The sequence below is a fragment of the Sphingobacterium sp. CZ-UAM genome (assembly GCF_002000245.1).
Lineage (GTDB): Bacteria > Bacteroidota > Bacteroidia > Sphingobacteriales > Sphingobacteriaceae > Sphingobacterium.
The window spans coordinates 336,981-363,196 of the sequence record NZ_MTCM01000004.1 but is presented as its reverse complement, the minus strand read 5'-3'; the positions used below and the strand labels follow the sequence as shown (position 1 = coordinate 363,196).

Here is a 26,216-nt window from a genome sequence, read left to right as displayed (position 1 = left end):
AACCGATACTTTTGGAACAATATCCCAGTTCGCATTGTTTGGTAAACACACAAGATTATAGAAAGCTTTACTTAGATAAATTTTTTTCGTTGTATTGCAGTAGGAACGATACAGGATGTGCTGGTTCCAAACCATTTATAACGATTTTTTGCAAAATAATCGTAAGCTGTGTCCAGCCATGTCTTTGGTAATATTTTTAGGGAATAGACAATTGAATATGGAAAACCTAACGTTTTGCAGATATTCAGTATCGCCTCACTTTTAATAAAACTGCCGTTAGGAGACATGTATACAATGGAGTCGATATTTTTGGGAATAGCATGTAAACTATTTTTAGCGAAGTCAGATTGTAGAGCGCTAAATAGAAACCGATTGTTACGGTCTATTTTCAATAGGATTTGAACAAAACGATTACAAACTAAGCAATCACCGTCAAAAAAGATGATATGTTTCCCTTCCGTATCCATATGTATAAAGTTACCTCTATTTTCTGAAAGAACTGCCATGAGAACATCACAACTTTTATAAAAAAGCGGTGTTTCTCCGTGGAAAAACACCGCTTTTAATATATTCTTTTTAACTTCTATTACAAATTCTTCATAATGGTATGCCCCATACGATCTCTTTTTGTTTTTAGATATTCTTCGTTGTAGGGATTGGCTGTAATTTCAATTGGAACATTTTCTACAATTTCCAGACCATAACCGACCAATCCTGCACGTTTCGTAGGATTGTTGGACATCAGGCGCATTTTTGTTACCCCTAGATTTCTAAGGATTTGTGCACCAACACCATAGTCTCTCAAATCAGCCTTGAATCCAAGTTGAGTATTGGCATCAACAGTATCTAGACCATTTTCCTGTAATTTGTAAGCATGCAATTTATTGATCAGTCCGATACCACGGCCTTCCTGATTCATATAGACAATGACACCTTTTCCTTCGTTTTGAATCATCTCCATCGCTTTATGAAGCTGAGGTCCACAGTCACAACGGCAAGAACCAAAAATATCGCCGGTCACACAAGAACTATGTACACGGACAAGAATAGGTTCATCTTCGTTCCATTCTCCTTTATAAAGGGCGAGATGTTGTTCGCCAGTATCTTTTTGTGTAAAGGCTTTCATTTGAAAATCACCATATTGCGTCGGCATATTGACTGTTACTTCCTCATTGATCAATGAATCGTGTTTTAAACGGTATTCAATAAGGTCTTCAATACTGATAATCTTTAAATCAAATTTTTTGGCAACTTCCATCAATTCTGGTAGTCTTGCCATTTCACCATCTTCTTTTAGGATTTCGACCAATACACCTGCTGGTTCAAAACCTGCTAAGCGAGCAAGGTCAACAGTGGCTTCGGTATGTCCTGTACGACGAAGTACACCACCATCTTTAGCAATCAATGGAAAGATATGCCCCGGTCTACCCAATTCTTCATAGTGAATATTGGGGTCGATCATTGCCTTGATCGTTTTTGAACGATCAGATGCGGAAATCCCAGTTGTACAACCATATCCCTGTAAGTCAATAGAAACCGTGAAATTAGTTTCATAAACAGCGGTATTTTGTCCTACCATTAGGTCTAGATGTAAAGCATCAGCTCTTTCCTTGGTGATCGGAGCACATACCAGACCCCGCCCATGGGTTGCCATAAAATTGATAATTTCGGGAGTTGCGTTACGGGCAGCAGTGATGAAATCACCCTCATTTTCACGATCTTCGTCATCTACGACGATAACTACTTTTCCTGCTTGTATATCAGCGATCGCTTCTTCGATCGTGTTTAATTTGAATTCCATTTAATTGTTATATTGTATTGATACAAAGTTAGTGTAGAATCTAATTTTATTTATAATAGCGTTGTCACAAATCTAATGTGATTCCTTTAATTTATTCTTTTTAGCGAATTTCTCTTTGATCCATTTCCAGGCTGCTTCAGTTTTTAATTTATACTGATCAATATCAAAAAGAGCAGAATCAGTAGTTGATTTATAGGTCAGAAATGCAGCTAAAGGTGTTAATACGATAATGGCCATCCACATTCCTATAGCCGAAGATATGGCGCCATCTTTAGCTGTTTTCTCCGCTACCGTTGAGATAATATGATAGATTAGGAAGAAAATGATTGCCATAACGACCGGAAGTCCGAGCCCTCCCTTTCTAATAATTGCACCTAAAGGGGCTCCGATCGCAAATAACAGCAGACAAGATACAGCCAAGGTGAACTTTCTATGCCATTCAATGCGATAACGGATATCTTTGGTTTTATAATCTTTAAATTCAAGGGTACGACTATTAAGATCTTCTTTTAAATAGTTTAGTTGGCTCAAGGCATTCATAGTGATCTGTGTCCGTTGTTCAGCAGGGACAAGATCGGTGACCAGATTTTTATAAGGTTTGATCTTTGCTTCTTTTACTTTTGGCTGGCCGGGTTGATTTGCACTAAAATACTTTGAATAGATATTATAACGCGTATCTAGGGTTCTTGTGATTGCTTTACCCATACTGTCAATTTTAATATGGTTGGAGTCAATGTATATATCCAGTTGCCTAAGGTTTAACATCGCATGGTGACTTTTAAAAAGACTTTCATCTGTTTTGCCTTGTTGAAAACTACCCATGTCGAATTTTTGTTCTGTTTCCTTAAACTTAAAGCGTGTAAATTGCTGGCGCGGATCGTATGTTTTTGAGTTCTTGGTTCGAGACTCTTCGTAGCGTATTCCATCCTTTAGTTTGAGGATCATATAGCTATTGTCCGGTGAATTATAGATATAGCCTTCCTTAGCCATTAAAACATTGTTGGCTGTGTTTCCACCGCGATGGTCGTAAATCATTAGATCATAAAGAATCGTTCCTTCTTTATTTTTTCCTCTTGCCCGAATGGAGTATCCCGGAATCGTATTGTTAAAAATACCCGGTTTGATTAGAAAATCGGCTTTTTTATTTCGCACATCTGTCAATAGTGTGCCCATTTTTAGATTGACGACAGGTAGGATGAAATCGGAAAATAGAAAAGAGCTAGTGGCGAAGATCGCTACGAGTATAAATAGGGGAGTCATGGCTTTACGTAGAGATACACCTGCAGCCTTGATTGCTACAAGCTCATAGCTTTCCCCTAAGTTGCCAAAGGTCATAATGGAAGACAATAACATGGATAAAGGCATTGCCATTTGAATCTGAACAATGCATTGATACCCAATAAGCTCCATAATGGTGTACCATTCAAATCCTTTTCCGATCAAATCATCAATGTATTTAAAAAGGAAAAGCATCAATAACACAAACATCACAATAAAAAATGTGACAATGAATGGTTTAATGAAAGCTTGAAGAATAAGTAAATGAACCTTTTTCATCCGTGACGCTAAGCAAACTGATGCCTTTACATTAAAGCATCTTTCATCCAAGGAGCTCTTTTAGAGCCCTTGGTGAAAATATATTGCAAAGATAGGTTTTTTTATGCACCTATAACACTTTGAAGATAGACGATTGAATTTTTCCAGATTAATTTTCTATTTTCCAAGTCCTCTTCTTTAGCAAAGTCTGTTATTTTAAGTGCAACATCGTTTGTCAGTTCATCTTGATCAATCTCTAGGTCAAAATAGTAGGGATCGTCATCGAGCCACTTAAAACGCACCGATTTATTTTCCTTTGACGCGACGATCTTTGCACGATGCGGTTCATCGTCCCAAATGAAAGTATAAACAGTGTCTTTGTAGTTTACATCATCTGCAAACCATTGTGCCAGTTCGTTTGGTTCTTGCAAATACGGAAATAAAATTCTAGGTGAAGAGTTGATGATATATTCTAATTGGAATTTTATTTTATCTGCCATATAAATGTTTTTTTAAATTTTAGTTTGTTTAAATCAAAAATAAGCTATATTTGCATTCCCAAAATGGCGGGGTAGCTCAGATGGTTAGAGCGTTGGATTCATAACCCAAAGGTCGGCAGTTCGATTCTGCTCCCCGCTACAAATCTCTTCCCATTTTGCTTTTTACTGCATAGACTTATTATTTGTAATAATACATATTTATTTTGTTATTGCAAGTTTTTTTGTGAAAAGTTGACGGCTTTTTCTCAAATATTTGAATTTAAAATTCCCTATCTCTTATCCCATTTTTTTTCGTGGCTTAAATGTTATTTTACTTCGTTAAGAATGAGTTTGTTGTGTGGTATAAAGGTTTTTGAACATGATAAAACGCTAAAAAAAATAAAAAAATCTTTTGAATTGACAGGTGAAGTGGTATATTTGCATACCGAAACGGCGGGGTAGCTCAGATGGTTAGAGCGCAGGATTCATAACCCTGAGGTCGGCAGTTCGATCCTGCTCCCCGCTACTTTTAAAAAGGAAAGTCAAATTACAGACTTTCCTTTTTTTTTGACTTGATTTTTGACTAGCTTTTAAATTAACTTAATGAATTTAAGACCTTTACTTATTCTATTGTGGCTTATTGTAAGCCATTATGCTGTTGCACAAAAGCCTATAATAAGCCATGTTGTTACGCACAACCGTACGACTATTATTTGTGATGCTGTTAAAGGTGAAAATGCCTATCCAGCATGGGGAGTATTCCCCAAAGCCGAATATCCTGTGCGAAAAATAACCATGTATGTCACTTTGGGAAGTCCTGATAGCTTGAACACAGCACATTGGGATTATTTGGATCATATCGTATTGAGACGCAAAGGCGGGGCAAAAGGCGGGGCCCTAAACTATGAATTAGGTAGAATGCTTACACCTTATGGGAGTATTTACAATAAGGGCTGGCAATGGAAATGGCAAGTAGATGTCACTGATTTTGCTCCCTTTTTGCGAGATAGTGTAGAGATTGTATACGTCCATTCGGGCTTTGAGGATAAAACAGTCGGCTGGGCGCTTAGCATAGACTTTGAAATACTATCTGGACCTCCGGTTGTCACAGCACTTGGCATAACTCCTTTATGGAATAAGGCCTTTAAGTATGGTGATCCCAACGAAAAGATAGAAGAAAATTTATTGCCGGTAGATTACGAATCGCCAGGACATGCGGCTTTAAGCCGGATACGTATTCAGCATACTGGACACGGTATGGACAAACCTCGTGGCTGCAGTGAGTTTTGTACACGGTGGCGTGAACTCAGGCTTGACGGAAAGGTTGTTGACCTGCGGGATATGTGGAAAAAGTGTGGTGACAACCCATTATATCCGCAAGGTGGAACCTGGATCTTTGACCGAGCATATTGGTGTCCTGGGGACCTACAACAACCTGATGTAATCGATGTTTTTACAAAACCCGGACGTCATACAACCGCATTGCAAATGGAACCTTATACTGCAACAGCTAATATACAAGCGGTAGAAAATATCTCAGCTTATTTATTTCATTATTCCAAACCCAATCAAAAAATAGATGTTGCTGTTGAATCTATTATGGTACCAAATGATGAACAGCGTTTTTCGAGACTAAATCCAGCCAGTTCTGGCCCACGGATATCTTTTAGAAACCTCGGTGCAGATCCCTTACATTCGCTTAAAATTGTGTATGGAACCAAGGGCTTTCCTTCCAGAACATTCCATTGGAAGGGAAATCTTTCCTTTAATCAAGCCGCAGAAGTATTACTGCCAGGAGAAATTCAGGAAAAAGATAGTGAGAATATCTTCCATGTAGAACTTGTCCAACCGAACGGTAAGAAAGACGCATGGTCCGGAGACAATGAAATGAAAGCTGTTTTTACGGCACCAGAAAAGTTTCCTGCTGAATTTGTTGTGAAATTTCTTACAAATAAAGCACCTCAGGACAACAGTATTTTTTTAATAAATGCTAAGCAGGATACAATTTTTCAAAAAAAAGCAGCCCAGCTGACTGCGCTTACACTTTACACGGATACTATACGCCTTGCTGCAGGGAACTACTCCTTTCGCCTAATCGATACGGCTGGGAATGGACTGCAGTTTTGGGCACAGCCCCAAAACGGTGATGGTTATCTTCGCATTTTTGATCTGAAAGGAAATCTTATTCATGCATTTGAAAGTGATTGCGGTGTAGGGGAAATGTTTAGCTTTAAAGCTGTTTCAGATTTCGACATGGATACGAAAAATGCTCGATATGCATTTTCACTGTACCCCAGATCAGTGGTTGACCAAACCCAATTAAATGTAGTATCCAATAAACTGAGTGATATGACCATACGGATAACAGTAGATGGCGTAGAGTGGCAAAAGCACGAATATAAAGCCATAAAGAATGCGGTATTCAACTACGACCTTACCCATCTTCCTAAGGGAAGAATAATTGTAGAAGCTTTTATGGACGGTATTAGTCGGTTTAAAGGGCGGATCAATAAAAAGTAATCGTGAAATAGACAGGTTCCTTGTATTGGAGCCTGTCTATTCATTGTAATTTTTAATTGTCATCAAAGGCCAGACTTTTCCAATCTTCTTTTTGTAGGTATTTAAGCATAATAAAAAATAAAATCCAGCCGAGTGCCGCCAGCCCCCATATCAACAGTTCATATTGAAAGATAACTTTATGAAGATAGCCCAAAAGTCCAAGTAAACCTAAGATCAATAAGTTGATCAATGCCTTGGAATTGGATTGGCTTGCTTTGGAAAAAGGATAGTTTTTTACCAAAAAGAGCATGATCAGGATGCTTTCGATTCCACCTATGGCTGAGGAAAGTAATAGATCATTTAGAGCGCTGATACCAAATAGAGGGATACAAATGCAAAGAAATAGGATATTAAAGGGCAGTACGTATTTAATAAGACAAGCTTTAAGTACGCCGGTCATAAATTGTCCGGGACGATCTATTGGCGTGACATAATAGATCCAGGCTGCTTTATACTTGTTGCTCTGTGTGATCAACTGGAATACCGTTAATATGGTTAACAGTGACAGATAGAACATAATGACATATAACCCAGATTCTCCTAATTTTTTCAGCTTCTCTGATAATGACAAACCTTCGCCAGTGCGTAAAAATAGAAATATAAAATAGATGGGCAAATAGGCTAATGAGGGATAGAGCTGCTGTTTAAATTCTCTTGTTTTTGAACTTATAAGCCATACAATACTAAATCCAGCTTCTTCAAGTGGAGATGAGCATAGGCTTGTGGCTAATTTTTTATAAAAAGGGCGCTTTGAGGCATTGTATGAAATATTCTCTGCCGTTTCAGGTAATGGTGTATCGGCACTAGCAAGACTGGCTATTTTTGCATTAAATCCGCTGGAAAATAAATGTGTACAGGCATAGATACCAAACAATGGTACAACTATACCCAGAACGGAAAATAGGATGATCTGTGAACTATGGTCACCCAAAAGCAGAGATTGAAAAGAAGCAATCCAAGTACTGGGAAATAACCAAAGAAATTTGAGCTGTTCAATGGTCAAGTGGGACTCAACAATTGTTTGAATTAGATTCGGACCAAGGTAATAGGCTAAAAAAATGATCATTGAAAGCCCAATCTGTATATAGGTGATAATATCCTTAAATTTTTGGATGGGTAGATATTTGATGGCGATAAGATAGAAACCATTGACGAACACTAATGCGACCAGTGTGCTTAGGAGCAGTTGTAAAACTAATAGGAAAATAGCGGAGACATTCCAGTTGAAGAGGACGTAGATCAAAAGCGGCAAGCATAGTGCAATGACCTGGTTGAAAAGTTTAATGGCAATAAATGTTATTCGCGATAATGTTATCGTCCGATCATTGACTGGCTTGGGTATAATAATATATTGATCCCTCGTATCCAACAGTATGGGCGAAAAGTCCGAAACTAATGTAATGCTTAGCATGCTGGTAAAACACAGTAGCATGATAGCCAGGGCTAAGTAACGATCTGGAATCAAAATAGGAATAACCATGAACATCAAACCGATGATCATATACATGATAAACTGTATAATGGAGGAAGACGAAGAGGACTTCCCTGTATTACGTTTCTTAAATGTGATTGGTTTTCTATTATCTAAGGTAACTTTAGTTTCTAATATAATCTTAAACTGTGCAAAGTTTACGCCCAAGTTTTCCCAGACTCCTCTAAATAGAAGAATAAATCGTAAGATATATCTTTCCATATTATTGAATAGCAGTTATGATGTCAGATGCGTCCAGTGCATCATTGTCCCTATTGGTTAATTTTGCGAAAATATGTTCAAGTGATTCGTTGGGATTTGACTTCAATTGGTCAATCGTTCCATCCGCAATAATACTTCCTTGGCTGATAAGGAGGATTCTATCGGATACTTTTTCAACAACATCCATCATGTGTGAACAATAAAAAATCGTCTTACCTTCTTTGGCGAGTAACGATATGAGTTCTTTCACGAAGATCACGGCATTTGCATCTAATCCGGACAGAGGCTCATCCAGGATGATGATCTGCGGATTATGAATGATACCGGATATGAGGAGTACCTTCTGACGCATGCCTTTAGAAAAGGTGTCCATCCTATTATTGGCATTTGCAGCCAGACCGAATGCCTTTAGTAATTTGAGAGAACGTTCTTGGATAATATGGTCCTCCATGCCATATAATTTCCCGATAAAATCAAGATATTCCGTAGGTGTCAGTACCTCGTAAAGCTCTGCATTCTCAGGAACATATCCGAGTTGGGATTTTATGGAAAGTGAGTCCTTTTGAATATCAATACCATTGATCTCAACTTTGCCAGTGAAGTCTTCAATCAGTCCAGTCAATATCTTGACTGTAGTAGATTTTCCTGCCCCATTGGGACCAATATAACCAATGACCTGTCCTGGATTTATATCTAGATTAATTCCTTTTAAAATTTCTTTTGTTCCGTATGATTTTTTTAGGTCAATGATACGAATGAGCGGTAACGGACTTTCCATGTATTTAAATCTTCGAATATAAACTTACATAAAAATAAAGAGTTATGGGATTATTTTGCTGTTGAATACCATATTTCTTTAAAAAAGGTAGTTTATAAAAAAGGAGTCCTAAGACTCCTCTGAAAACTACTTTATAATCGGAAAACTACCTGTCATTTTTTGGATACCCTTCTTCATCAAGATCATCTCGAAGATCTTCTTCGTTCTGGGCCAGTTTTTTATCTAATGGTGATAAGCGATTTTGTTTGAAGGTTTCTATCCGCATATGTGCATCTTCCAATTCATCTTCTTCTAAATCTTCACGATCCGCATATTCGTCGCCAACAAAAGGATTTGAGTTATCATATGTGGAGTCGTCATCGACGGCCCCTTCGGATAGTGTACCATAATCTGCCGGATGATCGTAATCGGGATCGTTGTCATCCACATCCAACTCATAACTCTCCATCTCATCGTTATAAGCTAGATTTTGCTCTGAGTCAGGATAGTCTGATTCGATTTTTCCCTTTATTTTTTTATGTTCTGTGCTAGCCATAATCCTAGGATTTATCTACAGTATACAACAGGCAATGGCGTGAAAAGTTTTAAAAATTATTACATGATAGAGATGGAATTTGTTTTTATTGGGCATTAATATGCTCAATAAAATAGGAGGCAACAAGTCGTAAAATTCTACCAAATAAAACAAACAAATTGAAAATATTTTTGTTACTGATAATAATAGTAAATCTCGGTCCTTATGATTTTCAAGCGTTTAAATTATCAGACATTACAGAGTTTGCGTCAACAGGGGTATAATATTCTATTGACCATCGGGCGTTCAGAAGATGAGAATCCAATTTATTTTCCTATGAAATTGGAATCATTCAATTCGACAGGAGCAAATAGCAGAATTGGACAAGAATATACACATCAGGGGCAGAAGATATTGATTCTCGAAGAAGCTATCCAGCGTTCGCTAAATAACGACCTCAACGGTATCATTCAACTTGATAATTAGTTGTTTGTTTTTTTTGATTTCTTGTAGGCGCTTGGTGTTATATTTCTTTTTTTCTTATAAAAATTTGTCAGGTGGCTTTCGTCGTTAAATCCTAGTTCATCCACGATTTGTTTCATTGTATATCGACTAGATACTAACCGTTCTTCGATAAGTTGGGTACGGATTTCATCTGTATATAGCTTATAACTTCTTTGGTATTTTTTTTTGAAAAAAGCTCCAAAATAATTGGCTGAAATCTGAAAATGATCGGCTATACTTTTTATTTGTAGTTTGTCTGGAAAATAAATATTTTGCTGAATATAGGCCTCTATTTCTTGAGACATTTCTCGGGACTCCTGAATGGGAAGTTCGAGATCCTTTAGCATATTTTCGATGAGTGCGAAAAGTGACATCACCTGGTGGAAAATAAAGGTAGATGTTTCTGCTTTTTCATATTCTCCTTGTTGATAAATTAAAGCGATTACTTTCTCTATTAATTTTCGATTCTCCTTTTTGAGCGACAGGCTCTTGTTTTTGAGTGTTTCTGAGGTGAAAATATCCTGGGGATTATAAGACAGACAAAAATTTTGCTGTATGTGATGCAGGTCTTTAAAGTAATGGCTTGAAAAATATAAAATAAATACATTCGAATCTTTCTTACTTTCAAGTATTTCTGAAGCGGAGTTCAAGAAGAGCAGATTTTCTTTGAGAAATTTTGCGCCATTGTTTTTTGATATCAAAACACCTTCCGAAATATAAGCCAATGCAAAATCAAAGCCTAATTCGCTGAGATCAATTTTTTGCTTATGTTTGATTTTTTCGGAGCGGAAGGATAAATTCATTGTATACGGGTATATTTTATTGTTATAAACTATTGATGAATCAACATGCTTTAATACACTTTGTAGAAATATTGAGTAGTTAATTGCGTTAAACAGTTAGGTGCAAATGATGTCAGCAGGTTAAATGATGCAAACAATACCTGTGCATCCAACTGAGCCGAAGACCAAATATCGTTATTTTTAATCATATCTTTTGTCTTTTAGGAAATTAATGGGGGATTTAAGCCCTGAGAAATAGGGCTAAGTGCTTTTTGCATTTCGTGTCATTTTTTCGATATCATCCCATTTTTCCTCAGGAATTATATCTAGACCGTTAAATTCTCCCGCACCTTTTAACCATTCTCCGCCATCTATTGTTATAACATCGCCATTGATGTAGCTTGAATAATCAGATACAAGATAAGCGGCGAGATTTGCCAGTTCATCTAATTGGCCCAAACGCCCCAAAGGAATACGTTTTGTAGGGGAGAGGAGTTCACCTAATTCACCTGGAAGAAGACGTTCCATGGCACCTGAAGTCTGAAATGGGCCAGGGGCAATTGCATTTAAACGTATTCCTTTTTTTCCCCATTCGACTGCAAGAGATCTTGTCATGGCCAATACTCCGGCCTTCGCTGTCGCTGAAGGAACTACGTAGCCTGAACCTGTCCAAGCATAAGTCGTTACGATACTGAGTACTGTTTTGTTTTGGTCCTTATTTTCTATCCAACGTTTACCTAGCGCCAATGTGTAATTAATACTGCCCTGAAGTACAATTCCGATAACGGATTCAAAAGCGCGATGGCTCAAGCGTTCGGTAGGGGATATAAAATTGCCTGCGGCATTGTTGATCAATATGTCTATTCCGCCCAATTGCTCGTAGCCATAGGTAACTACACGATCGACATCTTCATAATTACGCACATCACCAGCTATGGCGAGGCATGTGCCATGGTGTTTTTCGGATAGTTCTTTTGCTGTCTGTTGAATCACATCATCCTTCCGGCTGCTGATCAAGCAGGAAGCACCTAACTCGAGGAAATAATCAGTCATCGCTTTACCTAGTCCGGTGCCACCACCGGTAATTAAAATGCGTTTGCCTTTTAGTGCACCCTCTTTTAACATGCCCATATCTTGTTTCGTTTTTATGTATGATTAAGTTACATAAATTTGAATGAAAATAAAAGTGATGGATGGAAGACAGAGGAGGAGAGAGGATTGTAGCAAATGATAGTGGGCTAACAAATGATAGACGGATATAGGGAAGATGAAGACAAATTATAGGGAAAGGAGGAATAATGGAGAACTTAGGGATGATAATAAACTGATAGGAGAATGGGACTGCATGGTTGACCCCTATAAATAAAACAGGGACTATTTTGTCAATAATCCCTGTTTTTATTTTTTCCGATCTATTGCTAGAAAGGAAATACGCTTATGCGCCTAATTGTACGCGTTTGAAAGCAGTTACCGTCAATCCTTTAGAAACTGAATCTAAGAATTGAGCGATACTTTTAGAAGAATCTTTCACAAATTCTTGGTTCAACAATGTTGTATCTTTGAAGAATTTGTTCAATTTACCTTGTGCGATTTTTTCAGCCATCTCAGCTGGTTTGCCTTCAGCAATGATTTGTTCTTTCGCGATAGCGATTTCACGATCGATTGTGTTTTGATCAACACCATCTTTATCAATTGCGATAGGGTTCATCGCTGCGATTTGCATAGCAACATCTTTACCAGCTTCTTCAGCACCAGCTGCGTCAGCAGAAAGTCCAACCAATACACCTAAACGGTAGTTACCGTGGATGTAAGCGATTACTTTCTCTGCGTTGATAGTTTCATATTTAGAAACGTCAATTTTCTCTCCGATTACACCAGTTTGCTCGATCAAAGCATCAGCGATTTTCTTGCCATCAAGTTCCAAACCTTTTAATTCTTCCAAAGAAGCTGGTTTATTGTTTAATGCTAGGTCTGCAATTTTTTCTGCGAAAGCCACGAAATCAGAGTTTTTCGCTACGAAGTCAGTTTCACAGTTTACTTCAACTACGATACCTGATTTACCATCAGCAGTAGCTTTAGCGATGATAACACCTTCGTTAGAGTCGCGATCTTGACGGCTAGCAGCTACTTTAGCGCCTTTTTTACGCAAGTAATCTACAGCAGCTTCAAAGTCACCATTAGACTCAACTAAAGCTTTTTTACAATCCATCATACCAGCGCCAGTTTGTTGACGCAATTTGTTTACATCTGATGCAGAAATTTGTACTGACATGTTTATTTCTTTTTATTATTGTTTACTACTGAAAATTTTGTACAATATTAACTTAAAACATGTTAAGCTAATATGAAGTTTAACATTCCTTGATAATCGGGAGCTGTTAAACCAAAAAACCGGACAGATAGGCTAGTTCAAGAAAAGTGATCTTTTCCAGAAACTAACGCTACGCTATCCGGTTTGGAATAAAAATATTATTCTCCGTCTTTCGCTTTGCGAGGACGTTTAGCTTCTGAAGCTTCGTTATTGTCAACTTTTGCTTTAGCAGCAGCAGCATCTTTTTCAGCTTCTTCTTCTTTGTCGCGTTTGCGCTCGTCCAAACCTTCTTGGATTGCTTGACCAATTATGCTAGCGATTAAGCTAATAGATTTACTAGCGTCATCATTTGCAGGGATCGGGAAATCAATGTTTGAAGGATCAGAGTTAGTATCTACCATCGCGAAAGTAGGGATGTTCAATTTCATTGCTTCAGAAACAGCGATGTGCTCTTTTTTCACATCGATGATGAATAAAGCAGCTGGCAAACGGTTCAAATCAGCGATACCTCCTAAAAGGTTTTCTAATTTGATACGCTCACGTTGAATCATCAACTTTTCTTTCTTAGACAATACATCATAAGTACCGTCTTTTTGCATTTTGTCGATGTTAGACATTTTTTTGATAGACTTACGAACTGTAGCGAAGTTTGTAAGCATACCACCTAACCAACGCTCAGTCACGAAAGGCATGTTAACCTCTTTAGCTTGTTGTGCGATGATTTCTTTAGCTTGTTTTTTCGTTGCTACGAATAAAACTTTGCGACCTGATTTTACGATTTGTTTGATAGCTGAAGCAGCTTCTTCTAATTTCGTAAGAGTTTTGTTCAAGTCAATGATGTGGATACCGTTGCGCTCCATGAAAATGTACTTAGCCATTTTCGGATCCCATTTACGTGTAAGGTGACCAAAGTGCACACCTGCATCCAATAAATCTTGATAAGTAGTTCTTGCCATTTTTTGATCCTCCTTTGATTAACGTTTACTGAATTGGAATCTTCTACGCGCTTTACGACGTCCTGGTTTCTTACGCTCAACCATACGGTCATCACGTGTTACTAAACCTTTAGCGCGTAATGCAGGTTTAACTTCTGGGTTAAGTTCAACCAAAGCTTTTGCGATCGCTAGGCGAACAGCTTCTGCTTGACCTTTAACACCACCTCCGTTAACGTTTACTTTTACATCAAAGTTTGCTAATTCACCAGCTACGCTCAAAGATTGAGTAGCAATGTATTGCAAAGGTAATGTTGGGAAATACTCTTTGTAGTCTTTACCGTTTATGATAATGTTTCCGCTACCAGCAGTTAAGTAAATGCGGGCAACAGCAGTTTTTCTTCTTCCTGAAGTGTTAGTTGTTGACATGTCGATTCTCCTTAAAATTTAACTGGTTTTGGATTTTGTGCTTCATGTTTGTGCTCAGTACCAGCATAAACGTAAAGGTTTTTAAACAATTGACGACCTAAACGGTTTTTAGGAAGCATACCACGAACAGCTTTCTCAATGATGCGCTCAGGGAATTTAGCCATTAACTCTTTAGGAGAAACGAAACGTTGACCACCTGGGTATCCAGTGTAGCGTACGTAAACTTTGTCGCCTAATTTGTTTCCTGTCAATCTAATTTTGTCTGCATTGATAACAATAACGTTATCTCCACAGTCTACGTGTGGGGTGAATGTAGGCTTGTGCTTACCACGAATTACTTTCGCGATGTTGCTCGCCAAACGCCCCAAAATCTCTCCTTCAGCGTCAACAACGATCCACTCTTTGTTAACGGTGTTCTTGTTGGCAGAGACAGTTTTGTAACTTAACGTATTCACTTGCTTTTGTTTAAATAATTTGTAAAATTTTATTTATCTTCCCCTTATCACAAGGGTCTGCAAAGGTACATCTATTATTCTGTATTTTAAAATCTATTTTACTTATTTTATTGAAAACGAGCTAAGTTTCTAATAGGATGAGCCAATCTCAATATTTTTACAACTTCCTCGAATGAATATTGTTACATTAGTTAGTATATTGCAGGAAGAATTTTTAATTACTTAGTGGAAGTAGATGAGATTGAATTTTTTAGATAAACGATTTTTTTTTGGTTTTGTTGCGTTTCTTTTCGGTACGGTAAATCTGGTGCAGGCTCAGTCATTAGAGAAAAAAAGCAGACCCTATGATGCACGGCTCAAAAATGTACAGGAAATATTAAAGCAAGGGAAAATCGGTCCCGGTGTAGATTCTTTAGATGCTATATTAGTAGATTACCCAAAAGCGGATGATATCTATTTCACAAAGGCTATCCTTTTTGCCCAGATGCGAAATCAGGATGCTGCAATAGATGCCATCAAGGCTGCCCTAGAAATTCAACAGAAGCCTGAGTATCTAAGCTTCGCAGTCGATGCCTTTAAAAGCAAAAATGATGCAGATAGTGCATTGATATATCTAGATAAACTGATCAATATCGATAAGAATAATACTGCCTCATTGAGGCGTGAACGTATCATGCTCCTTTTTAATGGAGGATATAAAGATGTAGCGCTTGAGTATTTTAATAAAACAAAAGAAATTGAAACTCCTTCCGATACTTTGGATATGGTGGGGAGTGTACTGTTGAACGATGCTGGGGACTATAAGGCTGTGATAGGCCTTCTTAAACCTTGGGCAGATAAAGGTACTAAATTGGCGCAGGTCTACGGACAATTGGCACAGGCGTATAATGGTTCTAAAAATTCAAAACTTGCATTGGAATATATCAATAAGGGGATCCAAAACACGCAGGAAGATTTTCTTTATTTTGATTTAGCGGATCTGTACCGGTTAGATAAGAAAAACAAGTTGTCATTTGATGCTTTAAAAAAAGGATTTCAATCCAAGAAAATTGATTTTGGAGATAAAAATAGGATTGTCATGACTTTGTTGGCGCCTAAGAGCCCGTATACCAATGCACAGCTTTTGGAATTAGCCAATATTTTAGTTGAGGTTCATCCGCGCATTGCAGAAAGTCACATGGCTAAGGGACAGGTGCTATGGCTGAACGAGGATAAGACAGCAGCACAAAGTTCGTTGGCGGTTGCGGTCAGTATGAATCCCTATCAGATCGACGCCTGGCGGATGTTGATGAGCCTGGATATGGATAAGGGGGAATTCGATCAGGCAATAGCTCATGGCAGCGAAGCTTTACATTATCTAGCTAATAATTCTACGATACTCTATTTCACGAGTATGGCCTACCTAATGAAAAAGGATACAGAGAATAGCCGGAAATTCATGGAGGCCGCATTAAATAATGCTCAGGATGAAACTCCTTTTTTACAGGCAAATATATATGGTGGACTAGGTGATATCTATAATACCTTAAAGATGTATAAGGAGTCAGATGCAGCATATATGGAAGCCATTCGATTGGATAGCACAAATGTGACCGCGATGAACAATTTAGCGTATTATTTATCGTTAAGAAAAGAGCGGCTAGATGAAGCGACGAAATATGCTGCAATGGCTACGAAATTGCAGCCCAACAACGGAACATTTGAAGATACTTACGCTTGGGTTTTATTTGCCGATGGTAGGTATGAAGATGCGTTGATCTGGATCCAAAAAGCGATGAAAAATACAAATCCGCCTACAGCAGTTTTATTAGAGCATTATGGCGATATTTTGGTAAAACTTGGCAAGACCAGTGAAGCGGTTAAACAATGGAATCTAGCATTGGAAAAAGGTCTGGATTCAGAGGAAAGTAAACAGAAATTAAAAAAGAAGATTGAGACGAAAAGTTATGTGGAATAAAATAGTTTGGGTGGGAGTCCTGGTGTTTTTGCTTTCTTCCTGTAGTTCCAAGAAGAAACTGTTGAAAGGGGCAGATCTCAAATCGGAGAATGAATTGGTTATCAAAGACAATACACGTGAGGCAAAGAAAGCGACACTGCGTAATCTTTTTTTGACCAATTTAAACTATTCGACGTTTTCGGGAAAGGCAAAAATGCGTCTCGACCTGGGGAAGGATAAATTTGATGTTACTTCCAATATTCGGATCGAAAAAGATAAAAAGATCTGGATTTCTATTTCAGCAACTCTTGGAATTGAAGTCGCCAGGGTTTTAATCACGCCAGATAGTGTGCAGATTTTGAATAAGTTCCAAAGTGAGTATCTGGTCAAACCATTTGACTATCTCTACCGTTTCGCTAGCCCAGACCTTACTTTTACCAACCTACAGGATTTACTTTTGGCGAATATCTCCGTTAATCTCTTGTCTGATATCGATGCAGTAAACCTTAAGCAGGATCCAAATTCTGTACAGTTGGATGGAAAGCTGAATGAACTTGATTTCTTATATAAATTGAATAACAATAATCGGCCTTACCAGTTTAGACTTTCACAATTGTCCAAAAGACAACTACTGGAAGCAAACTACGGTGAATATGCAATAGCTTCTGGGCAGGAATTTCCGATGTTGCTAAAAATGATTATTTCAGATGGACGTCAAGATATAAAAACAGAGATTAATTTTAACAAAGTGACATTTAATGAGCCTGTTGAAATGCCTTTTTCGGTGTCATCGCGATATAAAGTAATCCGATAAGAAGTTATCTATTTCCATTAGATTTATTACTTTCGCATTTAGTTTGCTAGTGTAGATGGATATAATGGAGTTAGGGAAGGAGCAAACACTAAATAAATAGTACTGTAAATGAACTTTAAAAAGACGATATTTAGTATAATAGCATTCATTTTGATGATTGGTATTTCTGCTGCTCAGACCAGAGCCGAGCTGGAAAAGCAAAGGGAAAAACTCACCCGGGAAATCGCTGAATTGCAGAAGACCGTAAAAGAAATTGCCAAGGAAAAATCGTTGACACAACAACAGGTGACAGCTTTGAGTAAGCAGATCAATTTACGTGAACAAAAAATAAATACCATTACTTCCGAGGTAGCGGTAATTAATAAACATATTAACGCAAATACGGCTGCGGTGAATAAATTGAAGGCAGAACTGGAAAAAATGAAACGCGACTATGAAAAGATGGTCATGTTTGCTTTTCGGAATCGGAATGCCTATAACAAACTGATGTTTATTTTTGCTTCCAAGGATTTTAACCAGGGTTTTAGACGTGTAAAGTATTTGCAGCAATTTAATGATTCAAGAAAGTTAAAAGCTGCGGATATCGAAAATACGAAGAAACAGATCGAACAAAAAATTGCGCAATTGCAAGCCGATCGAAATAAGCAGGTCGCGCTGATGAAAGAGCAAGAGAATGAGAAAAGAACGATTTCTCAACAACGCTCAGTTTACTCTGGGCAATTGAGTGAGCTTATCGTTACAGAACGTGGCGTTAAAAAAGATATTACGCAGAAACAAAAAGAGGAGCGTCGCATCAATGCTGCTATTAAAGAAATCATCAGAAGAGAGATTGAAGCGGAAAGAAGACGAGCAGAAGCTGCGCGTCGTGCAGCGGAGGCGGCGGCTGAACGCAATCGGAGAGCAAAAGAGTCTGCAAATGCTCCGAAAGGTAAAAACAATACAAATACTAAAAGCAGTAATACCGCAAGAAAATCGGATTCTGAAGTCTTACGTAGTACACCAGAGGCGATCAAACTTTCCAATGATTTTAGGTCTAATCGCGGTAGCTTACCTTGGCCGGTATCCAACGCGAAGATCATGCAAGGATTTGGTGGTGAAAGTGTTGGTAGAAATGTAAACTGGGATCATGAGTCAGTTAAAATTCAAACATCGAGCGGAGCTGCTGTCAAGGCCGTTTTCGCAGGGGAAGTAAGTAGTGTGTTGACGATGTACGGGCAGCGTATTGTGATGATCAAACACGGTGAATATTTTACTGTATATAATAATTTAGGTAGTGTAAGTGTCTCGAAGGGACAAAAGGTGAGCACAGGCCAGACGATCGGTACGGCAGATGTGGATTCAGATACAGGTGTGCCAATGGTCGATTTCTCTGTCTATCAGGGATCAACACCATTGAATCCGATGTCATGGTTGGCGAGATAAGAAATAATTACTATATTTAATAATTATCACTACATTTGTAGAGAGGGCGAATAGATTTAGTTTAAAAGAATTGAAAAACAAGAAATTATAGATATGTCAACATCATTTTTAATCATGGGTTTGGGAGCGAATGAGATTATCCTTATTGTAATAGCATTGTTACTGTTATTTGGGGGTAAGAAGATTCCTGAGTTGATGCGCGGATTGGGCAAGGGAGTGAAAGAGTTCAAAGAAGGGCAAAAAGAAGATTCTTCGGCTGAAAAGAAACCTGAAGTAGAAGATAACAAATAAGGGTAATTTTACCCGATATTACATAAATACGATTTTGTGAGGAGCAAAATCGTATTTTGTTTTATTTTGGACCTATAGCTGAATAGGCCAAAACCATTTTATACTAAAATCCATTTCTAAACGTTTAGATAATTGTTGATTTTTTTAAAAAAATCAGACCTGGATTTAACAGTAAATTTATGATCGGAAAACAGACGTTAATTTCAATACTAGGAGGGCTGTGTTATGCGTTGCCACTCATGGCTCAGGAAGGCGCTGTAGAAGGCATTAGAGAAGCCACACATCACCTTATCCAAGGGAAGATTGATCGAGAGAAAGAGGAAATTTATCAATACTTGGATAGTATAAAATCAACTGGTAATGGTCGACAGGATGATTCTACCATTGCCGACGAAGAAATACAACTTGTTCGAAAACTAAAAGCAATTGAACGGGAAGTGCCTTTAAACTACTCACCACAGGTAAAAAATCTGATTGCCAAATACACCTCCAAAAATTACAATCCTTATATGTGTAGAATGATGGGGCTTGGACAATATTATTTTCCATTGTTTGACCGTATTATGGATGAAGTGGGAGTCCCGAGAGAACTGAAATATCTAAGTGTCGTTGAATCCTCTTTGAATCCCCGCGACATTTCGAGTGCTGGTGCTACAGGATTATGGCAGCTCATGTATTATGAGGCAAAGACCTACAATCTGACCGTAGATAGCTACACAGACCAGCGTATGGATCCCATCGCTTCCAGTTACGCCATTGCGAAAATACTGAAAGAAGCTTATGAGGAATACGGTGACTGGCTTTTGGCTATTGCCTCATATAATGGTGGGAAAGGTGCTGTTGGACGGGCGATTCAACGTTCGGGTAAAGTAAAACCTACTTTTTGGGATATCGCTCCTTATCTGACGCAACAAACGCAAAACTATATTCCCAAATTCATTGCGATGACTTATGCGATGAAATATGCCGAAGAAAACGATATAAATGCCGCAGATACGGAACTCTCTCTGAGAACCCAAGCATTAGACATCAACAAAAGGATTTCGTTAAATCAGATAGCTGACGCTTTAGATGTATCCAAAGAAACCCTCCGCGCACTAAATCCTAGCTTTAAGAAGAATATTTTAAATGGTACGGAAGAAAATCCTCTGAGATTAGTTTTGCCTGTATCGGATAAGAAAATAGCAACGGAAGAACTTTACGCAGCTCTTAATACACCTGTACCCAATTCTGTAATGACAGGTTCCAACACTAATGAACCTGATGAGCTTTTAAAAGATGGAAAATATAGGGTGAAGGTCGGAGAGACATTTGCTTCAGTCGCGGAAAAATTTGAAGTTACTGTTCAGGATATAAAGTCTTGGAATAACTTGCGCGGAAATAAAATCGTACCCGGGCAAAATCTATTGATCAAGAAGGAAGATAATTTTGTCAATGCCAAATTAGCGCATAATGCCGAAAAATCGGTTAAGAAGAGTCAACAACGAGCTGCTAGCCGTACAGCATATTATGTGGTTAAAAAGGGAGATACCTTATCTCAAATCGCTGATAAAAATGGGGTATCTGTTAATCGGTTAAAAAGTGATAATGATCTGAATGGAAGCCGGATTAAACCGGGAATGAAATTGAAAGTGTCAAAGAAATAGCATGGTTATACTAACCATGCTGCATCTTCTTCGTTATCAAATTCCTCTAGGGTAACAGTGACATGCTCTTTGAGAATAGTAGATAATTTGGTTCCATAGTAGTCACTAAAAATAGGGAATTTGTGATGGCTCCGATCAATTAATACGGCAGTTCTCATCTTCTTTAATGGAACATTGAGAAATACGCCCAAGCCGTAGGCAAGTGCACGGCCACTATTTAATACATCATCAACTAGGATGATAGTCTTGTCTTTTGCAATATCAACAGGCAAATCTGTAGCAGCACTCAGCGATCGGCTTGTTTTCTTCATGGTAACTTTAATCAACAGAATTTCCTTGTCCGAGATGTCCTTTAATATCGCCTGCAGGCGTTGCGCAAATACATAACCTCGATCGGCAATCCCTACTAAAACAAGTGTTTCGTCTTCAAAATTGTCTTCTAAAATCTGATAGGCAATACGGATAGACTTCTGTTTTATTTGTTCTTTATTTAAGATGAGCGTTTTCTTTGAAGACATAATAGTATTTTCAATGATTATAGGGTAAAAATAGGATATTAAATTGTATAAAAAAAGTCCAAAGCCAGTTAAAGCTTTGGACTTTTTTATATCGATAACCGAACCTCTAGTTCAGTTTATTATCTTTTTCTGCTTTCAATATTTCGGCAGTAAGCGATTTATTGTCTTCCGGTAAACGGCCACCGTTATAATAATAGCGTCTCCAGTATGGCTCGTCCAAATTGCTGATCATAACACCCTTGCTAGAAGAAGCATGAGCAAATTTATTATCACCAATATAAACACCCACATGCGTGATGCTTCTGCTTCTGATTTTGAAGAATACCAAATCTCCTGCTTTCAATTCATTCTTCGCTACAGTCTTTACTTGCGAATACTGATTACGGCTATTGTAACCCAATGACGTGTTAAATACTTTGTCATACAATTCGTAAGAAAATTTAGAACAATCAATGCCTCGTTTTGAATCTCCGCCCAAACGGTATGGAGTACCTAGCCATTCGTAAACAAATTGATAAAGTTTTGTGTTTGTTGTTGCTGAGACTGCAACACCCATAATTTGTGAGAAGTATTCTTTGGCGAGGTTATCAGGATCTGATTCAGGTTTGGAGTTTCTGTTGGTTTGTGCCTGCGACACTAGACATAAGCCGATAAATAGCATTGACGCTATAAATTTCTTTGTTTTCATTAAATCGCTTTTTTGTACAACATTTAACTTTTATAATTCAATACTGTCATCTATTTTGGACAGCACTGTTGCGAATATAATACAATATCAGTTTAAGGTCAAATTTTTTTAAAGCTATTTAACGAAATTTTAACAATTTTAACATCTTTCTTAACGCAATTTGGGGATATTGAAATTTAATCGGTGTGTCGAACTTTTACTACAAGCGAGGAGCCGCTTCAAACACTTTAAAATCGTGTTGTTATGCTAGAATACTATCCTTTAAGGCTTGTTTTTGTAAAACTGAAAAAAAATATTAATTTTCTTTAGGAATGTGATAATATTTGTTCTATATTTACAAAACATAAGCAAAAGCAATGAACACAAATACAATTATTACAACGATTATTATTACCACCGGGATAAAACTTAGGAGGAAGTAGTTTCATTGTATATAATTGTAGACACAATATTTCGAAGCGCTTTCCTCAAAAGGGAAAGCGCTTCTTTTTTGTCATAATAAATCAAACTAAACAAACAGTATAGATCAGTATGAAAGTTTTAAAATTTGGAGGAACTTCAGTCGGAACAGTAGAAAGTCTCAAAGCGGTATTGAGTATTGTTAAGAAATCCTACGACGCTAAGGAAAAGCCCCTTGTGGTATTATCTGCGATGTCGGGCGTTACAAATTTACTGACCCAATTAGCAGAAGATGCTGCAGAAGGAAGAAGCTTTACCGATGGACTCAAATCTTTGGAGGATAAACATTTTGCAGTTGTGAAAGAACTACTTGCAGTTAAGTACCAAAACCCAGTCTTCACAAAGCTTAAATTATTTTTTAATGAGATTGAGGATCTTCTCCAGGGGATTTTTGCACTGAGAGAGTTGAGCAATCAAAGCAAAGACCTTATTCTGAGCTACGGCGAACGTTGCTCCAATTATATGGTTTCTAAAGTTATGGAACAGTACATACCAGAGGCTTTATTTATAGATGCTTCACATTATGTAAAGACCGATTCCAGCTTCGGTAACGCGCATTTGAATGAAGTATTGACAGAGCAGCTTGTAAAATCAATGTATATCACTCATAGTGATAAATTATTATTTGTGACGGGCTTTATCGGTAGCAATGAAAATGGCCGCATCACAACTTTGGGAAGAGGGGGATCGGATTATACGGCAGCTATCTTTGGTTCTATATTGGACGCAACAGCAATCGAAATATGGACTGATGTTAACGGGATGCTGACTGCCGATCCCCGGATCGTGAAAAAAGCATTCTCACTCCCTGTGCTTTCTTATACTGAAGCAATGGAGCTATCTTATTTTGGTGCTAAGGTGATTTACCCTCCCACCATGATCCCTGCCTTTTTGAAGAAAATCCCAATTGTCATTCGTAATACTTTTGAACCTGACTTTTCGGGTACAGTAATCCAATTTGAGAGTGGAAAAACAGCATTGCCGATTAAAGGAATTTCCTCTATCTCGGATATTTCTGTGATTAACCTAAGTGGGTCGGGAATGATTGGCAAATCTGGATTCAGTGGGCGGCTTTTTACACTATTGGCTAGAGAGCAAATCAATGTGGTATTGATCACACAATCCTCCTCCGAACACAGTATCACCTTTGCGGTTAATCCATTGGATGCGAAACGCGCGATTCAGCTGATCGGAATGGAATTCGAATTGGAAATTCAGGCAAATAAGTTGGTCATTCCCGCTATAGAGGATAATCTTTCTGTGTTGGCCATTGTCGGTGAAAATATGAAACGGACTCCGGGAATGTCCGGTAGATTATTCGCCGCACTCGGACGGAATGGTATCAACGTAAGGGCTATAGCACAAGGTTCTTCCGAATACAATATTTCGGTCATCATCGGTAAAGAAGATTTGGCCAAAGCGCTCAACGCTGTTCATGATGCGTTTTTTGCGGAACTGAAAAAAACATTGCATGTGTTTAATATCGGTACAGGAAATATCGGTGCAACGCTATTTAAACAATTGAAAGATCAGCACGATTTTCTGCTTGATAAAAATGATATTGAGATCAAAGTTGTTGGGATTTCCAATAGCCGTAAGATGTTATTCAATACCGAAGGTGTGGAGTTAAATAATTGGTCGGCTGAACTTGAAAGCAATGGCTCTGAGGCAGATCTAGCTTTGTTTATCGAGAAGATGAAAGCCCTTAACTTGCCAAACTGTGTGTTTATTGATAATACTGCCAGTAAACTGCCTGCCACCTATTATGAGGATATCTTTAAATCCAATATCTCCATTGTTACCTGTAACAAGATCGCGAATTCTGGAAAATATGCGCAGTATAAAACGCTTCGGGATACTGCACATAAGCATGGCGTGGATTTTTTCTATGAAACAAATGTAGGTGCCGGCCTGCCTATTGTTAGGGTTCTGAAAGATTTGATGCTCAGCGGTGACCGAATCCTAAAGATCGAGGCTATTCTCTCAGGGACCATATCTTATATCTTCAACAATTTTAAAGACGATGCTACTTTTTTCAATGTTGTAAAACAAGCGCAAGAACTGGGCTATACCGAACCGGATCCAAGAGATGATTTGGGGGGAATAGACTTTATGCGTAAAATGTTGATTTTAGCGAGAGACGCTGGTTATGCCGTTGAAGCTGAAGATGTCGATCTTGGGCCGATCCTTCCCGAAGCCTGCCTGAAGGCCGATACCGTGGATTCCTTCTATGCGGAACTACAAAAGGAAAATGTCTATTTTGAAGATATGAAAGCGCGTGCTGCCCGCGAGAACAAAGTAATCCGATATATCGGAAAACTGGAGAATGGAAAGGTTTCCATTGCGATCCAATTTGTGGATGAAAACCATCCTTTTTATGCGTTGTCAGGCAGCGATAATATTATTTCATTTACGACAGAACGGTATAAAGAGCGTCCTTTGGTAGTAAAAGGACCCGGTGCTGGAGCGGAAGTGACTGCTGCAGGTGTTTTTGCAGATTTAGTTAACGTAGGTGCATAAAACTATTTTATAGGAAATAAGGACTTAAGTAATGGCCAATAATTTAAATGTAGAATATCTAAAAGATAAAGTCATCGATTTAGACAAGATGTTACCCGAAGTTCGGGTATTTGCCCCAGCGACTGTAGCGAATATGATCTGTGGTTTTGATATATTGGGCTTTGCCGTAGAGCAGCCGGGAGATGAGGTGATCATGCGGCGCAAACAGCAACCCGGCGTGACTATAAAGCAAATTACAGGCGATGATGGTCGACTCCCGCTCGATCCCGGTAAAAACACGGTTTCGGCTTGTGTTCAATACCTCTTACAAGCACTAAATATTGCCTCCAAAGTAGGGGTAGAAATCGAATTGCACAAGCATATGCCAATAGGATCTGGCTTGGGATCCAGTGCTGCAAGTACCGTAGCAGGACTTTTCGCGATCAATGTTATGCTTGGTAATCCATTGACAAAAGAAGAACTTTTGCCATTTTGTGTCGAAGGAGAACGATTAGCCTGTGGGACGGGGCATGCCGATAATGTTGCACCTGCACTTTACGGGGGCATTACATTGATCAGAGGAAATGAGCCTTTAGATGTTATTTCAATTCCCTCACCGAAGGAATTAGTGGCAGCCGTGGTGTTTCCTCAGGTAGATGTCCCTACACGTGACGCCCGCCAATTAATTAAAGATAAAGTGCTCTTAAAAGATGCTGTGACACAATGGGGCAATATTGCCGGATTGGTGGCTGCATTATTTAAAGAAGACTATGATCTAATTGCCAGGAGTATGAAAGATATTTTGATTGAGCCAACTCGTGCGATCCTTATACCTCAGTTTTATGAAATGAAGGAAATCGCTCTTCGACATGGTGCCCTAAGTTTTGGTATATCCGGTTCGGGCCCCTCCGTGGTCGCAATTACACGGGATGAGCAAATCGCAAAACATATTGCGGACAGAATTCAGGCGCATCTCAAAGAAAATGAAATCGAGAGTTTCGGTTATGTGTCAAAGGTAAATGTCGAAGGACCAAGGGTGTTAAATTAGAGATTTTACTGTACCATGCATTAAAAAACTAGGCAAGGTGCAAAGTATCTTACTGATTGCATAAAATCGTATAATGTGCTCTTTCTGATTAATCAGAATAGATGTACATCAAATAAGTATTA

The 26,216-nt window shown here is 38.3% G+C and carries 24 protein-coding genes and 2 tRNA genes; 11 read left to right on the top strand and 15 right to left on the bottom strand.

All coding sequences use genetic code 11. From position 1 onward, the window contains the following. Positions 1-71 precede the first annotated feature (71 nt). The 4 genes from BWD42_RS17445 to BWD42_RS17430 form a co-directional block, all read right to left on the bottom strand. Positions 72-506 (bottom strand): thiol-disulfide oxidoreductase DCC family protein, encoded by a 435-nt coding sequence (locus BWD42_RS17445; protein WP_077437667.1) that lies wholly within the window; start codon positions 504-506, stop codon positions 72-74. 80 nt (positions 507-586) lie between these two features. Further along, on the bottom strand, positions 587-1,801 hold the full coding sequence (locus BWD42_RS17440; RefSeq protein ID WP_077437666.1) for a bifunctional 3,4-dihydroxy-2-butanone-4-phosphate synthase/GTP cyclohydrolase II: 1,215 nt from the start codon (positions 1,799-1,801) through the stop codon (positions 587-589). A gap of 72 nt (positions 1,802-1,873) precedes the next feature. Further along, positions 1,874-3,358 carry an LptF/LptG family permease gene (locus tag BWD42_RS17435; RefSeq protein ID WP_077437665.1) on the bottom strand — a complete coding sequence of 495 codons (1,485 nt, stop codon included), beginning with the start codon at positions 3,356-3,358 and terminating at the stop codon, positions 1,874-1,876. A gap of 101 nt (positions 3,359-3,459) precedes the next feature. Next, positions 3,460-3,837: an START-like domain-containing protein gene (locus BWD42_RS17430; RefSeq protein ID WP_028070596.1), complete on the bottom strand. Its 378-nt coding sequence runs from the start codon at positions 3,835-3,837 to the stop codon at positions 3,460-3,462. Positions 3,838-3,902: 65 nt separating this feature from the next. Between BWD42_RS17430 and BWD42_RS17425 the strand changes: the two genes are divergently transcribed. The 3 genes from BWD42_RS17425 (at position 3,903) to BWD42_RS17415 (ending at position 6,336) form a co-directional block, all read left to right on the top strand. Then, positions 3,903-3,976: transfer RNA gene (locus BWD42_RS17425), tRNA-Met, on the top strand. A gap of 292 nt (positions 3,977-4,268) precedes the next feature. Further along, positions 4,269-4,342: transfer RNA gene (locus BWD42_RS17420), tRNA-Met, on the top strand. A 77-nt stretch (positions 4,343-4,419) separates the two neighbouring features. Then, the gene (locus tag BWD42_RS17415) at positions 4,420-6,336 is read left to right on the top strand and encodes a peptide-N-glycosidase F-related protein (RefSeq protein WP_077437664.1); all 1,917 of its coding nucleotides are present in this window, start codon (positions 4,420-4,422) and stop codon (positions 6,334-6,336) included. Positions 6,337-6,388: 52 nt separating this feature from the next. On the opposite strand, the gene BWD42_RS17410 is transcribed toward BWD42_RS17415, so the two are convergent. The 3 genes from BWD42_RS17410 to BWD42_RS17400 all read right to left on the bottom strand — a co-directional run bounded on the left by BWD42_RS17410 (position 6,389) and on the right by BWD42_RS17400 (position 9,381). Continuing rightward, a complete protein-coding gene (locus tag BWD42_RS17410; RefSeq protein WP_077437663.1) occupies positions 6,389-8,068 on the bottom strand; it encodes a hypothetical protein in 1,680 nt (559 codons plus the stop codon). 1 nt (position 8,069) lies between these two features. After that, on the bottom strand, positions 8,070-8,846 hold the full coding sequence (locus tag BWD42_RS17405) for an ABC transporter ATP-binding protein (protein WP_077437662.1): 777 nt from the start codon (positions 8,844-8,846) through the stop codon (positions 8,070-8,072). 145 nt (positions 8,847-8,991) lie between these two features. Then, positions 8,992-9,381, bottom strand: coding sequence for a hypothetical protein (locus BWD42_RS17400; RefSeq protein WP_077437661.1), 390 nt, complete (start codon positions 9,379-9,381; stop codon positions 8,992-8,994). A gap of 204 nt (positions 9,382-9,585) precedes the next feature. Here BWD42_RS17400 and BWD42_RS17395 point away from each other — a divergent pair, with 204 nt between their 5' ends. Further along, the gene (locus BWD42_RS17395; RefSeq protein ID WP_077437660.1) at positions 9,586-9,846 is read left to right on the top strand and encodes a hypothetical protein; all 261 of its coding nucleotides are present in this window, start codon (positions 9,586-9,588) and stop codon (positions 9,844-9,846) included. Here BWD42_RS17395 and BWD42_RS17390 read toward each other — a convergent pair. The 6 genes from BWD42_RS17390 to rplM form a co-directional block, all read right to left on the bottom strand. After that, positions 9,843-10,667, bottom strand: a complete 825-nt coding sequence (locus BWD42_RS17390; RefSeq protein ID WP_077437659.1) for a helix-turn-helix domain-containing protein — start codon at positions 10,665-10,667, stop codon at positions 9,843-9,845. The genes BWD42_RS17395 and BWD42_RS17390 overlap by 4 nt on opposite strands. Positions 10,668-10,907: 240 nt before the next feature. Then, positions 10,908-11,771 (bottom strand): SDR family oxidoreductase, encoded by an 864-nt coding sequence (locus BWD42_RS17385; RefSeq protein ID WP_077437764.1) that lies wholly within the window; start codon positions 11,769-11,771, stop codon positions 10,908-10,910. A 310-nt stretch (positions 11,772-12,081) separates the two neighbouring features. Beyond that, positions 12,082-12,918, bottom strand: coding sequence for a translation elongation factor Ts (gene tsf / locus BWD42_RS17380; protein ID WP_077437658.1), 837 nt, complete (start codon positions 12,916-12,918; stop codon positions 12,082-12,084). Between the two features lie 197 nt (positions 12,919-13,115). Next, on the bottom strand, positions 13,116-13,913 hold the full coding sequence (gene rpsB / locus BWD42_RS17375; protein ID WP_077437657.1) for a 30S ribosomal protein S2: 798 nt from the start codon (positions 13,911-13,913) through the stop codon (positions 13,116-13,118). Between the two features lie 18 nt (positions 13,914-13,931). Continuing rightward, positions 13,932-14,318, bottom strand: coding sequence for a 30S ribosomal protein S9 (gene rpsI / locus BWD42_RS17370; protein ID WP_077437656.1), 387 nt, complete (start codon positions 14,316-14,318; stop codon positions 13,932-13,934). A gap of 11 nt (positions 14,319-14,329) precedes the next feature. Then, positions 14,330-14,773: a 50S ribosomal protein L13 gene (rplM, locus tag BWD42_RS17365; RefSeq protein ID WP_077437655.1), complete on the bottom strand. Its 444-nt coding sequence runs from the start codon at positions 14,771-14,773 to the stop codon at positions 14,330-14,332. A 235-nt stretch (positions 14,774-15,008) separates the two neighbouring features. On the opposite strand from rplM, the gene BWD42_RS17360 reads away from it, so the two are divergent. The 5 genes from BWD42_RS17360 to BWD42_RS17340 all read left to right on the top strand — a co-directional run bounded on the left by BWD42_RS17360 (position 15,009) and on the right by BWD42_RS17340 (position 20,882). Beyond that, a complete protein-coding gene (locus BWD42_RS17360; protein WP_077437654.1) occupies positions 15,009-16,730 on the top strand; it encodes a hypothetical protein in 1,722 nt (573 codons plus the stop codon). Continuing rightward, on the top strand, positions 16,720-17,523 hold the full coding sequence (locus BWD42_RS17355) for a DUF4292 domain-containing protein (protein ID WP_077437653.1): 804 nt from the start codon (positions 16,720-16,722) through the stop codon (positions 17,521-17,523). Before BWD42_RS17360 ends, BWD42_RS17355 begins: the two co-directional genes overlap by 11 nt. Positions 17,524-17,631: 108 nt before the next feature. Beyond that, a complete protein-coding gene (locus BWD42_RS17350) occupies positions 17,632-18,945 on the top strand; it encodes a murein hydrolase activator EnvC family protein (protein ID WP_077437652.1) in 1,314 nt (437 codons plus the stop codon). A gap of 93 nt (positions 18,946-19,038) precedes the next feature. Further along, the gene (tatA, locus tag BWD42_RS17345; RefSeq protein WP_217700098.1) at positions 19,039-19,236 is read left to right on the top strand and encodes a twin-arginine translocase TatA/TatE family subunit; all 198 of its coding nucleotides are present in this window, start codon (positions 19,039-19,041) and stop codon (positions 19,234-19,236) included. Positions 19,237-19,415: 179 nt separating this feature from the next. After that, positions 19,416-20,882, top strand: coding sequence for a LysM peptidoglycan-binding domain-containing protein (locus BWD42_RS17340; protein WP_077437650.1), 1,467 nt, complete (start codon positions 19,416-19,418; stop codon positions 20,880-20,882). Between the two features lie 5 nt (positions 20,883-20,887). On the opposite strand, the gene BWD42_RS17335 is transcribed toward BWD42_RS17340, so the two are convergent. Together BWD42_RS17335 and BWD42_RS17330 are read right to left on the bottom strand one after the other, a co-directional pair. Then, complete coding sequence (locus BWD42_RS17335; protein ID WP_077437649.1) at positions 20,888-21,400, bottom strand: phosphoribosyltransferase family protein; 513 nt, start codon at positions 21,398-21,400, stop codon at positions 20,888-20,890. 106 nt (positions 21,401-21,506) lie between these two features. Continuing rightward, on the bottom strand, positions 21,507-22,088 hold the full coding sequence (locus BWD42_RS17330; protein ID WP_077437648.1) for a C40 family peptidase: 582 nt from the start codon (positions 22,086-22,088) through the stop codon (positions 21,507-21,509). 531 nt (positions 22,089-22,619) lie between these two features. On the opposite strand from BWD42_RS17330, the gene thrA reads away from it, so the two are divergent. Both thrA and BWD42_RS17320 read left to right on the top strand, forming a co-directional pair. Further along, positions 22,620-25,067, top strand: coding sequence for a bifunctional aspartate kinase/homoserine dehydrogenase I (thrA, locus tag BWD42_RS17325; protein ID WP_077437647.1), 2,448 nt, complete (start codon positions 22,620-22,622; stop codon positions 25,065-25,067). Positions 25,068-25,155: 88 nt separating this feature from the next. After that, positions 25,156-26,094: a homoserine kinase gene (locus tag BWD42_RS17320; protein ID WP_077437763.1), complete on the top strand. Its 939-nt coding sequence runs from the start codon at positions 25,156-25,158 to the stop codon at positions 26,092-26,094. The last annotated feature ends 122 nt before the right edge of the window (positions 26,095-26,216 follow it).

What these genes read in the sequence shown, in the direction of transcription:
- BWD42_RS17445 (WP_077437667.1), bottom strand. Translation starts at nt 506, where the DNA reads ATGGCAGTTCTTTCAGAAAATAGAGGTAACTTTATACATATGGATACG.
- BWD42_RS17440 (WP_077437666.1), bottom strand. Translation starts at nt 1,801, where the DNA reads ATGGAATTCAAATTAAACACGATCGAAGAAGCGATCGCTGATATACAA.
- BWD42_RS17435 (WP_077437665.1), bottom strand. Translation starts at nt 3,358, where the DNA reads ATGAAAAAGGTTCATTTACTTATTCTTCAAGCTTTCATTAAACCATTC.
- BWD42_RS17430 (WP_028070596.1), bottom strand. Translation starts at nt 3,837, where the DNA reads ATGGCAGATAAAATAAAATTCCAATTAGAATATATCATCAACTCTTCA.
- BWD42_RS17415 (WP_077437664.1), top strand. Translation starts at nt 4,420, where the DNA reads ATGAATTTAAGACCTTTACTTATTCTATTGTGGCTTATTGTAAGCCAT.
- BWD42_RS17410 (WP_077437663.1), bottom strand. Translation starts at nt 8,068, where the DNA reads ATGGAAAGATATATCTTACGATTTATTCTTCTATTTAGAGGAGTCTGG.
- BWD42_RS17405 (WP_077437662.1), bottom strand. Translation starts at nt 8,846, where the DNA reads ATGGAAAGTCCGTTACCGCTCATTCGTATCATTGACCTAAAAAAATCA.
- BWD42_RS17400 (WP_077437661.1), bottom strand. Translation starts at nt 9,381, where the DNA reads ATGGCTAGCACAGAACATAAAAAAATAAAGGGAAAAATCGAATCAGAC.
- BWD42_RS17395 (WP_077437660.1), top strand. Translation starts at nt 9,586, where the DNA reads ATGATTTTCAAGCGTTTAAATTATCAGACATTACAGAGTTTGCGTCAA.
- BWD42_RS17390 (WP_077437659.1), bottom strand. Translation starts at nt 10,667, where the DNA reads ATGAATTTATCCTTCCGCTCCGAAAAAATCAAACATAAGCAAAAAATT.
- BWD42_RS17385 (WP_077437764.1), bottom strand. Translation starts at nt 11,771, where the DNA reads ATGTTAAAAGAGGGTGCACTAAAAGGCAAACGCATTTTAATTACCGGT.
- tsf (WP_077437658.1), bottom strand. Translation starts at nt 12,918, where the DNA reads ATGTCAGTACAAATTTCTGCATCAGATGTAAACAAATTGCGTCAACAA.
- rpsB (WP_077437657.1), bottom strand. Translation starts at nt 13,913, where the DNA reads ATGGCAAGAACTACTTATCAAGATTTATTGGATGCAGGTGTGCACTTT.
- rpsI (WP_077437656.1), bottom strand. Translation starts at nt 14,318, where the DNA reads ATGTCAACAACTAACACTTCAGGAAGAAGAAAAACTGCTGTTGCCCGC.
- BWD42_RS17360 (WP_077437654.1), top strand. Translation starts at nt 15,009, where the DNA reads ATGAGATTGAATTTTTTAGATAAACGATTTTTTTTTGGTTTTGTTGCG.
- BWD42_RS17355 (WP_077437653.1), top strand. Translation starts at nt 16,720, where the DNA reads ATGTGGAATAAAATAGTTTGGGTGGGAGTCCTGGTGTTTTTGCTTTCT.
- BWD42_RS17350 (WP_077437652.1), top strand. Translation starts at nt 17,632, where the DNA reads ATGAACTTTAAAAAGACGATATTTAGTATAATAGCATTCATTTTGATG.
- tatA (WP_217700098.1), top strand. Translation starts at nt 19,039, where the DNA reads ATGTCAACATCATTTTTAATCATGGGTTTGGGAGCGAATGAGATTATC.
- BWD42_RS17340 (WP_077437650.1), top strand. Translation starts at nt 19,416, where the DNA reads ATGATCGGAAAACAGACGTTAATTTCAATACTAGGAGGGCTGTGTTAT.
- BWD42_RS17335 (WP_077437649.1), bottom strand. Translation starts at nt 21,400, where the DNA reads ATGTCTTCAAAGAAAACGCTCATCTTAAATAAAGAACAAATAAAACAG.
- BWD42_RS17330 (WP_077437648.1), bottom strand. Translation starts at nt 22,088, where the DNA reads ATGAAAACAAAGAAATTTATAGCGTCAATGCTATTTATCGGCTTATGT.
- thrA (WP_077437647.1), top strand. Translation starts at nt 22,620, where the DNA reads ATGAAAGTTTTAAAATTTGGAGGAACTTCAGTCGGAACAGTAGAAAGT.
- BWD42_RS17320 (WP_077437763.1), top strand. Translation starts at nt 25,156, where the DNA reads ATGTTACCCGAAGTTCGGGTATTTGCCCCAGCGACTGTAGCGAATATG.